11 protein-coding genes are annotated in these 12,906 nt (G+C 51.8%); 5 read left to right on the plus strand and 6 right to left on the minus strand.

Annotated elements, in window-relative coordinates; translation table 11 throughout:
- Positions 1 to 3 precede the first annotated feature (3 nt).
- Complete coding sequence (locus tag ACTHUM_RS04585; protein WP_141744533.1) at positions 4 to 438, plus strand: hypothetical protein; 435 nt, start codon at positions 4 to 6, stop codon at positions 436 to 438.
- A 76-nt stretch (positions 439 to 514) separates the two neighbouring features.
- Here ACTHUM_RS04585 and ACTHUM_RS04590 read toward each other — a convergent pair whose 3' ends face one another.
- Both ACTHUM_RS04590 and ACTHUM_RS04595 read right to left on the minus strand, forming a co-directional pair.
- On the minus strand, positions 515 to 955 hold the full coding sequence (locus ACTHUM_RS04590; RefSeq protein WP_004519293.1) for a DNA polymerase III subunit chi: 441 nt from the start codon (positions 953 to 955) through the stop codon (positions 515 to 517).
- Positions 956 to 992: 37 nt separating this feature from the next.
- Positions 993 to 3,479 carry a heavy metal translocating P-type ATPase gene (locus ACTHUM_RS04595; protein WP_049335597.1) on the minus strand — a complete coding sequence of 829 codons (2,487 nt, stop codon included), beginning with the start codon at positions 3,477 to 3,479 and terminating at the stop codon, positions 993 to 995.
- A 361-nt stretch (positions 3,480 to 3,840) separates the two neighbouring features.
- Here ACTHUM_RS04595 and ACTHUM_RS04600 point away from each other — a divergent pair, with 361 nt between their 5' ends.
- Positions 3,841 to 3,966: a hypothetical protein gene (locus ACTHUM_RS04600; protein ID WP_003678791.1), complete on the plus strand. Its 126-nt coding sequence runs from the start codon at positions 3,841 to 3,843 to the stop codon at positions 3,964 to 3,966.
- A 68-nt stretch (positions 3,967 to 4,034) separates the two neighbouring features.
- Here the strand turns inward: ACTHUM_RS04600 and hflX are convergent, their stop codons facing one another.
- The 4 genes from hflX to lptF all read right to left on the minus strand — a co-directional run bounded on the left by hflX (position 4,035) and on the right by lptF (position 8,762).
- A complete protein-coding gene (gene hflX / locus ACTHUM_RS04605; RefSeq protein ID WP_070625930.1) occupies positions 4,035 to 5,195 on the minus strand; it encodes a GTPase HflX in 1,161 nt (386 codons plus the stop codon).
- 44 nt (positions 5,196 to 5,239) lie between these two features.
- Positions 5,240 to 6,460: a glycosyltransferase gene (locus tag ACTHUM_RS04610; RefSeq protein WP_224783369.1), complete on the minus strand. Its 1,221-nt coding sequence runs from the start codon at positions 6,458 to 6,460 to the stop codon at positions 5,240 to 5,242.
- Positions 6,461 to 6,579: 119 nt separating this feature from the next.
- Complete coding sequence (gene lptG / locus ACTHUM_RS04615) at positions 6,580 to 7,650, minus strand: LPS export ABC transporter permease LptG (protein ID WP_003745632.1); 1,071 nt, start codon at positions 7,648 to 7,650, stop codon at positions 6,580 to 6,582.
- On the minus strand, positions 7,647 to 8,762 hold the full coding sequence (gene lptF, locus ACTHUM_RS04620) for an LPS export ABC transporter permease LptF (RefSeq protein ID WP_004519285.1): 1,116 nt from the start codon (positions 8,760 to 8,762) through the stop codon (positions 7,647 to 7,649). The genes lptG and lptF overlap by 4 nt, the downstream gene beginning before the upstream one ends.
- Positions 8,763 to 8,920: 158 nt before the next feature.
- On the opposite strand from lptF, the gene ACTHUM_RS04625 reads away from it, so the two are divergent.
- The 3 genes from ACTHUM_RS04625 to znuD form a co-directional block, all read left to right on the plus strand.
- The gene (locus ACTHUM_RS04625) at positions 8,921 to 10,330 is read left to right on the plus strand and encodes a leucyl aminopeptidase (RefSeq protein WP_070695333.1); all 1,410 of its coding nucleotides are present in this window, start codon (positions 8,921 to 8,923) and stop codon (positions 10,328 to 10,330) included.
- A gap of 100 nt (positions 10,331 to 10,430) precedes the next feature.
- Positions 10,431 to 10,913: a cupin domain-containing protein gene (locus tag ACTHUM_RS04630; RefSeq protein WP_070695332.1), complete on the plus strand. Its 483-nt coding sequence runs from the start codon at positions 10,431 to 10,433 to the stop codon at positions 10,911 to 10,913.
- A 218-nt stretch (positions 10,914 to 11,131) separates the two neighbouring features.
- A partial coding sequence (gene znuD / locus ACTHUM_RS04635) for a TonB-dependent zinc receptor ZnuD (protein WP_440402796.1) occupies positions 11,132 to 12,906 on the plus strand: 1,775 nt, incomplete at its 3' end.

Consider the following 12,906-nt stretch of genomic DNA (forward strand, 5'->3'; position numbering starts at 1 on the left):
CCCATGAAATCAGTTTTTCCTATTTTCTTTATCCTGCTCAACTTATTCTTCATCCTCTATTTGCGACGCAAGCTATCTATATGGATTCGTTTGGCACTTTACTTGTCTATCGGTGGACTGTTTTATTTATGGATGTCCAACAAATCTGCCCTAACCTCCCTATTTGCACACACCCTGTCATTACAGCCATTCGACGTATTTCATGAGACAATCGGTTTTTCATTATCGGTTACAGTCTTCCTCAATCTGTTTGACTTGCTTGCCGTACCTTCGATTGTCCGTTTCCCCAACTTAATCCTCAAAAATCCCCAACACCACCATCAGTCTGTTCAATGGTATCTTGCCAATACTTCCCTTTTTGAACGCTTTTTCCACTATTTCTACTCTTTCTGCTGTTGCCTCATGTTTTATGGTATATGGCACGAAGCCTTCCGATAATCAATCTAAAAAACAAAGGGACATCATCAAAATGTCCCTTTGTTTATATTCAGACGGCCTTGAATATCTCCAACACTCAATCCTTCCCTCCTCTCGAAAAATGCTCAATCTCAAATCCGCTCTGACGATAAGCTCGAAAACGGTCTCGGGCTTCGGCCAAATCTTCTAAGCTGTTGCCCACAATTTCAAGGATACGGTTTGGAATGGCCGGGGCTTGGCTCCAGAAATCAGCAGACAGGTTCAAAACCGTGCAATCTTGCGAAATATTCGGCAATGCGTTTCCAAACGCAAGCAATACCGGCGTTTCAGACGGCATGGGGTCGGTAGGCAGCCAGACTTCATGCGGAATAAAGCTTTCGGGAATTTGCTGCCAAAAATCAACGTCTAGTTGCTGCACTGCCGCGGCAGAATCCGACCACACCAAAATCTGCCCGCCATCGCGTATGGCGCGCGCAATCAGGCGGCAGGCAAAGGCGGCCGGGCGGGCGACGTGTGTATAAAAAGTGGCTTTAGGCATGGCGTATTCTTTCGTTTAGGCAATGGATTGGCCGGTTTCAGACGGCCTTTTTGGTTTTCAACAATCTCAAGGCATTGCCCAACACCAGCAGCGAGCTGAAACTCATGCCGAGCGCGGCGATCCACGGGGTAACGTAACCAAACACGGCCAGCGGAACGGCAACCAGATTGTATGCGCTAGCCCAAGTCAGGTTTTGGCGGATAATTTGATGGGTGCGGCGTGCCTGTTCCATCATCACGGGCAAAACGTTCAAATCATCATTGAGCAAAACCACATCCGCACCGTCTCGCGCCACATCGGCACTCGTGGCCACGGCGGCCGACACGTCGGCTTGGGCAAGGACGGGGGCATCGTTGATCCCGTCGCCGATCATCATGACTTTACGCCCTTGTTTTTGCAGATTTTCCACATAAGCAAGTTTGTCTTCAGGCGTGGCTTCGGCACGATAGGCATCCAATCCCAGCTCTTGCGCGACTTGGGCTACGGCAGCTTGACGGTCACCGCTTAAAAGGTGCAGACGGATGCCGTGTTGTTTCAGGTTTTGCAACATTTCAGCGGCGCTGTCTTTGATTTGGTCTTCCAGCAAAAAGGCCGTCTGAAAACCGCTTTGATTGCCCAAGAAAATAATGCCGCCTGTGTGGTCGATATGGGCAAATGTTTCAGGCAGATTACCGGCGATTTCCGAAACAAACGCCGCTTTGCCCAAAGCCCAAACTTGGGTTTTGCCATCCAATTCGATTTGTGCGCTGACACCGTGTCCGATACGGTTGACCCGTTGCTGCACTTTCACATCAAGCGCGGATACAGGTCCGTCTAAAAGCGTATGGTTCAAAATGGCACGGGCGATGGGGTGTTCGGATTGCTGTTCCAATGCTTGGGCAACGGCAAGGGCTTGGACTTCGTTCAGACGGCCTGCTGACAACATACGGCTGACGGAAAGCTGCCCTTTGGTCAGCGTACCTGTTTTATCGAACACGACGTCGTCAATTTGAGCAAGCGTTTCCAGGCTTTGTTTGCCGCTGATGAGAATCCCGTCTTTGGCAAGCGCACCGGTAGAAGCAGCCAGCGCAGTCGGAGTCGCAAGCGACAAGGCACATGGGCAGGTAATGACCAGCAAGGCAACGGTAATCCACAAGGCGGTGTGCGCATCTGCATACCAAGCCCAGCCGATAAAAACAGGAATCGCAAGCAAAAGTTCGCCAAACACAAAACTGGACGCGTATTTTTCGGCCAACTCGGCGGCACGCGGTTTTTGCGCCAGCGCACGGTCGAGCAGTTTGACGATATGGGACAGGCGCGTGTTGCCACCGGTATGGTCGGTGCGGATGATTAAAGGGCTGCTGGTGTTAAGCGTGCCGGCGGTTACTTTTTCAGACGGCCTTTTGACAATCGGCAAACTTTCGCCGGTCAACATGGCTTCGTTAACTTCGCTTTCGCCGGACAAAACCGTACCGTCCACCGGAATGACTTCGCCAGGCTTCACAACAATCGTATCGCCGATATTGAGGCGGACGACTGCGGCTTCCTCGATGACTTCGCTTTCCGGATAAGACGGCAAACGGTGGCAGAATGCCGGAACCAGTTTGACCAACCGCTCCGCCGCATCGCCTGCTTTGCGTCGGGCAATCTGTTCCATAAAACGCCCGCCCAATAGGAAAAACAGCAACATGGCGATGGATTCAAAATACATGCCCTGCCCTGCGTTGGTGGCCAAACTGTAAATACCCGCAATAAAGGTCATCACAATGGCAATGGCAATCGGCGTATCCATGCCGACACGGCGGTTTTTCCAGTCGCGCCACGCGCCGCGGTAAAACGGCAACGCGCTATAAAACACAACGGGCAACACCATCAAAAAGCCGCCCCAATGCAGGATTTCCAAATAAAGCGGCTCGATGTCGCCGCCGTAAAAATAAGTCGGCAGGGCAAACATCATCGTCTGCATCATACCCAGACCGGCCACGGCCAATCTGACGATAAACTGTTTGCGTTCCTTCTGCGCCTGCACTTCGATTTTTTGCGCATCATAAGGCGCAGCGGTATAACCGGTTTGGCGGATTTTCAGCAAAATGTCCGACAATTCGATGTGGGCGCTGTCCCACACCACGCGGCAGCGGTGGGTGCTGTAATTCAAATCCACGCGCACTACGCCCTTCATGCGCAACAACTGCTGCTCAATCAGCCACACGCACGCGGCGCAGGTAATGCCGCCCAGCATCAACACCGCCTCGCGTTCATCCCCTGCGCCGACCTCGACAAAATCCGCCTGCACTTCGGGCAAATCGTATAGCTTTAATTGCGACAACACTTCCGGTGGCGGCAATTCGGATTTTTCCGCGTCTGCGGTACGCTGTTTGTAATAATTGCCCAAACCTGCATCGATGATACTCTGCGCCACTGCTTGACAACCGGCACAGCAGGTTTCGTGTTCTTCGTCTTCAAAACGAACCGTCAGATGCAGATGCTCCGGGACTTCAAGTCCGCAATGGAAACAGTTTTTTTGGGGATGTGTGGAAGATGTCATCATGTGTTCGATTTATTTTTCAGACGGCCTGAAACAACCGTCCCAGGGTGTTACATTTTAGCAAAAAGCGTTTTTCTGCTTCATTTCATTTACTTTTGAATCAATAGACTGTCGGACTTTGTAAAAAATATGGAAAACAAAGTATTGACCGTTCATCAAACGATGAACGGTAACATATAAATACCGTTTATCTTTAAAAACTTCCGATTATTTTAATGTAAAAATGGAACTTTTTTAAAAATTCCGATACATTCTTTGTTGACCTCAGCCCACTTAAGCAGCATACTTTAGGCATTCCGCGAAGACGGAAATCAAAAAACACACATTTACTTATAAAACTAACTTATTGGGAAACCTCACCATGATTGATCGCCTTATGCCTATCTTTGCCGTTATCGGCATTTTGTCCAGCACCGTATACCTGAGCCTCGCCGCTTGGATGCTTTACGAAAGCGTGTTTAAAAAGAAAAGCCCTCTGTCGGCATAATCCTCAGATTTAAAATTTTACGGTAAGGCCGTCTGAACATTCAGACGGCCTTGTTTCATTCCATACCATCAAGCACTTTTCTGTACGGTCAATTCAATCATCGCTTCACGCAAACCGTCCAAGCCCAAACTTTCGGCAACGGAAACATTCACGCCGACGGCATGCCCGGAATTGTCGCGCAAAATGCCTGCTTCACGCATACCCGGCGGCAGCAAATCGATTTTGTTGTACACCACCAACTGCGGAATTTCATGCGCGCCGATTTCTTCCAAGACTTCGTTGACATCGTCCATCTGCCGTTCAAAATCAGGATTGGACGCATCAACGACGTGCAGTAGCACATCCGCCATCGCCGTCTCTTCCAAGGTGGCGGAAAACGCCGACACCAGCTTGTGCGGCAAATCGCGGACGAAGCCGACGGTATCGGTCAAAATCACGCTCGCCTCATGCGACAGGAAAAGCCGGCGCGCAGTGGTATCCAAAGTAGCGAACAACTGGTCTTTCGCCAATACGTCTGCTTTGGTCAAGCGGTTGAACAGGCTGGATTTTCCGGCATTGGTATAGCCGACAATGGCAAAGGTTTTCAGACGGCCGCTCATGCGCGATTTGCGGCGCGTGGCGCGTTGTTTGCGGACATCGGCAAGCTGTTTTTTCAATGCCGTGATTTTTTGTCCGATTAAACGGCGGTCGGTTTCCAGCTGGGTTTCGCCCGGCCCTTTCAAGCCGATGCCGCCCTTCTGACTTTGCAGGTGTCCATAACCGCGCACCAGCCGTCCGCTCAAATGGTTCAACTGAGCCAGCTCCACCTGCAACTTACCTTCCTGCGATTGGGCGCGTTTGGCAAAAATCGCCAAAATCAAACCCACTCTGTCTAGGACGCGGCATTGAAGCTCTTTTTCCAGATTACGCTCTTGTGTCGGCGTGAGTTCGTGGTTGAACACAACCAGCCCGACATCATGCTGCTTGACCACTGCCGCCAACTCTTCCGCCTTGCCCGTACCGACAAACGAAGCCGGATGCGGTTTATCGCGGCGTGAAGTTTCGATAGAAACCAAATCGCCGCCGGCCGCGCCCACCAATTCTGCCGCTTCGGTCAAGGCCGTCTGAAAGCCGCGCTCGCGCGTTTCGTTTGCGCCGGAATAGTCCGCCGTCAACATCACGCCGACCAAGAGGACGCGTTCGGGCTTTTCCAAAGATTTATCGACGGAAAACAGATTGCGCTTGCTCAAAAAATTTCCTTTCAGACGGCCTTATGGTCGGGGCAAAGTCCTGATTAACGGTTTTTCAAAATATCAGCAAAATATTCGGTCACTTCTGCCAAACGTCCACCCTGCTCGGCATAAGGCTGCATGACGGCTACCAGCTGCTCTAATACTTCGCGCGTTTCGGTTTGCGCATGTTCGCGGTAGAGCCACATATTTTGCATGGTCACTGTGGTCAATACCTCGCGTACATTAAGCAAGAGCAAGTGGCGGCAAGACTCATAGCCTTGGCGCAAATCGCCGGCCGCATAGGCGGTAACCGACAATTCATAATCGATGTCCAACTGATAAACATTGCTTTGGACAAAAAGAATATCGTCTTTTGGGAACGGGATACGTTTCGCCATCAGGCCGATTGCATGGGAAATGCGGTATTTCCCTTCCTGACGCAGCATGGTTTGCGCAAGGTAGAGACACTCGGCACGGCGCGGGTTGTAATCGTAGCCTGCCAACCAAGTTGCCAAGGCTTCATCGCGTTTGCCCATTAATTTGTAGCACTCGCCCAGCTGTTGGTAAGAAACCGTCACTTCCTCTATCCAACCGCCCAACTCGATGCGTTTTTTAAACCATTCGCTCGCACGCTCGGGCATATCAGAATCCCAATAAGAGCGCGCCGCGTAAAAGGCGTAACGCGGTTTCAGGTCTTCATCTTCAGGGCTGTAAAACGCTTTTTCCAAAGAAACCGCGTCAAGCAGGTATTTGTTCGCCATATTGCTGCGCGCGCCGAAACGGCCGCTGAGAACCGTATAGTCGCCATGAAGCGTGGCTTCGCTGGTATCTTGTTTGTCGGTTTCAATAAATTCGTGCAACACGCCGCGCCAGTAGAATGTTCCGTCATTGCGCAACAACAGCGGACGGTAATAAACCACGCTGCCCATGGCATTTCTCATGCGGAGGCGGTAACGGTCGGCGGTCAACTCGGGCAATTCCAATTTGCCTTCAAAGCGGTCGTCCGCATCAAAAATCAACACGTAATCGGTTTTGTTTTTTGCGTGTTTCAACGCCTGATTGCGGTTGTATGCAAAATTTTGCCAACCATCATGATGAATCTCGCCTGCGATGCCCTTTGCATCGAAAAAGCGGCGGATCACGCCGGCGGTATCATCGGTCGAGCCGGTGTCACTGATGACGTAGTAGTCAAGTTTGATGTGGTCGGTGATGTTGGCCAGTGTTTCTTCGATAATTGCCGCTTCGTTTTTGACAATCATATTCAAGCAGATGGTTTGGGACATTTTCAATAGCCGCATTGGTTTGGAAAGGTATTATTTTACTTTAGCATTTTGTTTTTTGCACACAAAATACTCAGGCCGTCTGAAGATTGCCTTTCAGACGGCCTGAAGTTTATTTTGCCTTATCTTTTTTCTTGACGGCGTATCAGATACACCGCCAACAGTGCAAACAAAACCGTCGGCAATGCGCCCGCCAAAAACGGCGGCACGCCGTACAACTGACTGGTAAAGCCGAAGAGCCGTCCGGCAAAGTGGAACAGCAAACCAAGGCAGATACCGCCGAAAAGTTTCAAGCCCATATTGCCGTGGCGCGTGGTTTGCGGGGTAAAGGCAAAGGCAACAAGCGCCATCACCCATGCGGCAACGGGATACACCAGCTTGCGCCACCATGCGATGGCATAGACTTGGGTATTTTGGTTGTTTTTTTCCAGATGGTCGATGTAGGTGGTCAATTCGCCGACAGACATTTGGTCGGGCTTGACGAGCAATACGTCCATCAGGTTGCGTTTGACGGAAATCGGCCAGTTTTCTTCGGCGGCGGTAGAAACCTCGACTTTATCTTCGCCCAATATGCTGCGGCGGATGTTTTTCAGCTGCCAGCTGCCGTCGGGATTCAAAACCGCTGATTCGGCTTCTGCCGCTTGGGTCAGTTCGTTTTTATCGTTGCGCTGCCAAATTTTGATGCCCAGCAGGGTATGGTCGGGCAGCATTTCGCGCACGTTGATGATGCTGTTTTTTTCTTTGAGCCAAAGGCCGGTATTGCCGGTACTGATTTTGCCGTTGATGGCGGCGGCTTTGATGTTTTCGGCTTTTTGACTCAGCGTGGGTGCAACCCATTCGCCAAGCGCGACGGTGGCAATGGCGAAAATCAAACCGAACTGCGACAGAATCAACAGCAGCTTTTTGGTGCTCATGCCGCTGGCTTTGATGACGGTCAGCTCGCTGCCGGAAGCCAGTTGGCTGAGGGAAATCAGGCCGCCGATCAAAACGGCAAGCGGCATCAGTTCATAGGCGCGCGCAGGCATCTGCATTAAAACATACTGCCCCAATTTTGCGCCGTTATAGCTGCCTTTTCCAAGATCGCCGACTTCGTTGATGATTTCAAAAAAGCTGTACAAAGCGAGGAAGGCAAGAAGGGCGTAAACCGCCATAACCGCCATTTGACGGATGATGTAACGTGAAATCAGGTTCATTTTCCGCCTTTCAATGTCAGACTTTTGGCAACCGCCTGCCAGAAGGGTTGGCTAGGCATACTGCGCACGCGCAGCAGGACGACGGCAATCACAAACATGATGATGTGCATGGGCAGCAGTCCGAGCCAGAAATGGATTTTGCCGTCTTCCACGGCATTGCGCAGAAAGGTCAGCCCGTTTTGGTAAACCAAAAACAAGCCGATGGCAATCAGGATATTGTAGGTATGGCCGCTGCGCGGATTGAAATAGGAAAGCGGCACGGCAAGCAGGCACAGCAACAAAACGCTGACGGTCAAGGAAATACGCCACATCAATTCCGCCTGGTGTTGGGGGTTGCTGCTGCCAATCAGTTGGGCGGTCGGGATGGTACGGCGGTGTGAAACAGGGTCGATGAGTTTGGGCGTGGTGCTGATAATCAGGCTGAGGTGTTGGAAAGAAACGCGGTTGTAATCGGCTTTGCCGGGCGTACCGCTGTAACGGTAGCCGTCGCGCAATTCAAGCGTACGTTTGTTGTCGGTCAGCGAAAAATTGCCCTCTTTGGCAAAAACGATGTTGTCGTTGCCATTTTTATCCTGCTCGCGCAGGAACAGGTTTTTCATGATGCCGGATTCGGTATCGAAGGTTTCGACAAAATAAACCCTGCCGTTGCGCTTGCCCAAGCTATTAAACTCGCCGGCTTCCACCAAAGATAATTCCTGCTTCTGCTTCAAAATTTCGGCATATTCGCGGCTACGCAACTCTGCCCACGGCATTACCCAAAGCTGCATGACGGCAATCAAAATGGCAAACGGCACGGCAAACTGCATGACCGGGCGTATCCATTGTTTCAATGCCAATCCGCAAGAGAGCCAAACCGACATTTCGCTGTCGCGCCAGTAGCGGGTCAATACAGTCAACGTACTGATAAATGCGGTCAACACCAGCAAAAGCGGTGTCATGCCGATTACCCAGAAGCCGACTAAGGCCAGCACGGCATCGATGGCGACACGCCCGTCGGCTGCGCGGCCAAGCAGGTTGATGGCCTGCGTGGACACCAATACCGCCAAGAGGACGACAAAGATGCCGACGGCGGTAAAGGAAAGTTCTTTAATAAAGTTTCTTTGGTAAATCATAAGATTGAGCGTGGTATACGGTTTATGGGAAACCTATATTTATTAATAAGGCTTCAGACGGCATGACACAAATGGAGTACAATGATTTTCATCTGTTCGGACGGTTGGTCAACAGGCCGTCTGAACAACCGACAACCGTTCCAATCAGGAGAATAAACGTGAAATTTAGCACAAAAGCCGAAACTTTGCAGGCTCAACAGGCAGGTGCGCAATTATTTGTCTGCGCCGAAGCATCGCAACTGAGCAACCCGACTGCCCTCGCCCTCTTCGCTTCCCTTGAAGAAGGTCAAAATTTCGCCGACACCAAAATCCCGACGGACAACGGTTTGCAAGCCATTGCCGTCTCCCGCCTCGAAAAAACCGACCGCGCCGCGCTGAACAAAGCCGCAGCCGAAGCCGCCAAATGGGCGCAAAATCAAGAAACGGTCAATGTGGACGTTCACGCCTTTGAAGAAGCGCAAGCAGCAGCCGTTGCCGAAGCGTTTGCGATTGCGTTCGGCAATGCCGCCTACCGTTTCGACCGCTACAAAAAAGAAGCCAAACCGGCCAAATTTGCAGAAGCCGTGTTCCACAGCGCACACGAAGCCGCCGTCAAAGAAGCCCTGCGCGTTGCCGAAGCGCAGGTTTACGGACAAAGCCTCTGCCGCGACTTGGGCAATGCCGCACCCAACGAATGCACGCCTGAATTCCTCGCGCGTACCGCGAAAGCCGAAGCCGAAAAATTGGGCGCACACGCTAAAATCATTGAAAAAGACTACATTAAAGAAAACATGGGTTCGTTCTGGTCTGTCGCCAAAGGCAGCGTCGAAGACCCATATTTGGTCGAACTGAGCTATTTCGGTGCGGCCGACAAAGAAGCCGCCCCCGTCGTCTTGGTCGGCAAAGGCATTACCTTCGACACAGGCGGCATTTCCCTCAAACCCGGCCTGAACATGGACGAAATGAAGTTCGACATGTGCGGCGCGGCAACCGTCATCAGTACCTTCTGCGCCGCCGTCAAACTGCAACTGCCGATCAACCTGATTGCCGTCGTCGCCACCTGCGAAAACATGCCTTCCGGCGCGGCCAACAAACCGGGGGACGTCGTGAAAAGCATGAAAGGCTTGACCATCGAAGTATTGAACACCGATGCCGAAGGCCGTCTGATTTTATGCGACGCACTCACTTACGCCGAACAATTCAAACCCAAAGCCGTTATCGACGTCGCCACCCTGACCGGCGCGTGCATCATCGCTTTGGGTCATGACGTCAGCGGCGTGATGGGCAACAATCAAGATTTGGTCGACAGCCTGCTGACCGCTTCCCGCAACGTGGACGACAAAGCATGGCAACTGCCGCTCTTTGAAACCTACAAAGACCAACTCAAATCCAACTTTGCCGACATTCCAAACATCGGTACGCCGGGTGCAGGCACGATTACCGCCGCAACATTCCTGTCTTACTTCACCGAAGACTATCCATGGGCACACCTCGACATCGCAGGTACCGCATGGAAATCCGGCGGTGAAAAAGGCGCGACCGGCCGCCCTGTTCCTTTATTGTTGAACTATCTGCGCAATGTGAAATAAAACTTGGGGGAAGCCTGCAGGGTTACACATTTCAACCCCGCAGGCCGTCTGAAAACTGAATCCGCATTATCTGACTCAACCTGACAAACGGAGAACCACCATGAAACCACTATTTGCCGCATTATCTGTCGCCCTTCTGCTCGGCACATCCATAAGCGCCCAAGCTGCCGAACAAACCACCCCCACCGACCGCAGCATCCAAGTGTACAAAAAAGCCGACTTAGCAGAATGGAACCGCGAAAACGCAGCCGGAGGCCAAGGCCCATTGCTCGGCAACTTTGCCTTCACGCGCCATCAAACCGCCGACCAAGACGCATTCAAAGAAATCGGCTGGCTCACATTACCGCCGGGTGCTTCCATCGGTCAGCACAAACATACCGGCAATGAAGACGTTTACATCATCGTATCCGGCAAAGGCCTGTTTACCGACAGCGAAGGCAAACAAACCGAAGTCGGTGCCGGCGACATTACCATCGCCCGCCCTGGACAGTCCCACGCACTCAAAAATATCGACAAAAAACCGTTGGTATTCCTTGATCTGATTGCAGAGACCACTGGCGCTAAAGCCGCCGAAACCAAGTAATGCTTTCAATGAAAGCAAACAATCTGCCATGACTTTCTGCCTTACCCAAACCAGGCTGCAGAGAGATTGTTCCGTTTTCATTTAAACCTACATACAAGCTAAAGGCCGTCTGAAAACCACGCTTCGTTTTCAGACGGCCTTTTTTCTCAAAAATCTTATCATATAAATGACGCAATGTTATATAATAACAGCCTTTCGAAATATGATGAGAAACTAAAATGACACAAACCACACTCAAACCCATTGTTTTATCTATTCTTTTAATCAGCACCCCCATCCTCTCCCAAGCGCATGAAACCGATCAGTCGGTTGACTTGGACGAGGTTACCGTCGTCGGCAAAAGCCGTCCGCGCGCCACTTCGGGGCTGCTGCATACTTCGACCGCCTCCGACAAAATCATCTCCGGCGATACCTTACGCCAAAAAGCCGTCAACTTAGGCGATGCTTTAGACGGCGTACCGGGCATTCATGCCTCGCAATACGGCGGCGGCGCATCTGCTCCCGTTATTCGCGGTCAAACAGGCAGACGGATTAAAGTATTGAACCATCACGGCGAAACGGGCGACATGGCGGATTTCTCTCCCGACCATGCCTTGATGGTGGACAGCGCCTTGTCGCAACAGGTCGAAATCCTGCGCGGCCCAGTTACGCTCTTGTACAGCTCGGGCAATGTAGCCGGTTTGGTCGATGTTGCCGATGGCAAAATCCCCGAAAAAATGCCTGAAAACGGAGTATCGGGCGAAGCCGGATTACGTTTGAGCAGCGGCAATCTGGAAAAACTCACGTCCGGCGGCATCAACGTCGGATTGGACAAAAACTTCGTGCTGCATACCGAAGGGCTGTACCGCAAATCGGGCGATTACGCCGTACCGCGCTATCAAAAAGAAGAAGGCCGTCTGAAACGACTGCCCGATAGCCATGCCGATTCAAAAACCGGCAGCATCGGTCTGTCTTGGGTTGGCGATAAAGGGTTCCTCGGCGTGGCGTACAGCGACCGTCGCGACCGCTACGGCCTGCCTGCCCACAGCCATCTCTACGACGACTGCCACGCCGACATCATCTGGCAGAAAAGTTTGATTAACAAACGCTATTTGCAGCTTTATCCGCACCTATTGACCGAAGAAGATGTTGATTACGATAATCCGGGCTTGAGCTGCGGCTTTCACGACGACGATAATGCACACACCCATGCCCACAACGGCAAACCGTGGATAGACCTGCGCAACAAACGCTACGAACTCCGCGCCGAATGGAAGCAGCCATTCCCCGGTTTTGAAGCCCTGCGCGTACACCTAAACCACAATGACTACCACCACGACGAAAAAGCAGGCGATGCAGTAGAAAACTTCTTCAACAACAAAACACACAACGCCCGTATCGAGTTGCGCCACCAACCCATAGGCCGTCTGAAAGGCAGCTGGGGCGTGCAATATTTGGGACAAAAATCCAGCGCGCTTTCCGCCATTCCCGAAACCGTCCAACAACCGATGTTGATTGACAACAATGTGCGCCATTACAGCTTTTTCGGTGTAGAACAGGCAAACTGGGACAATTTCACGCTAGAAGGTGGCGTACGCGTGGAAAAACAAAAAGCTTCCATCCAGTACGACAAAGCATTGATTGATCGGGAAAACTACTACAACCAGCCCCTGCCCGACCTCGGCGCGCACCGCCAAACCGCCCGCTCGTTCGCACTTTCGGGAAACTGGTATTTCACGCCACAACACAAACTCAGCCTGACCACCTCCCATCAGGAACGCCTGCCGTCAACGCAAGAGCTGTACGCACACGGCAAACACGTCGCCACCAACACCTTTGAAGTCGGCAACAAACACCTCAACAAAGAGCGTTCCAACAACATCGAAATCGCGCTGGGCTACGAAGGCGACCGCTGGCAATACAATCTGGCGCTCTACCGCAACCGCTTCGGCAACTACATTTACGCCCAAACCTTAAACGACGGACGCGGCCCCAAATCCATCGAAGACGACAG

The organism is Neisseria sp. P0021.S006 (assembly GCF_051956895.1).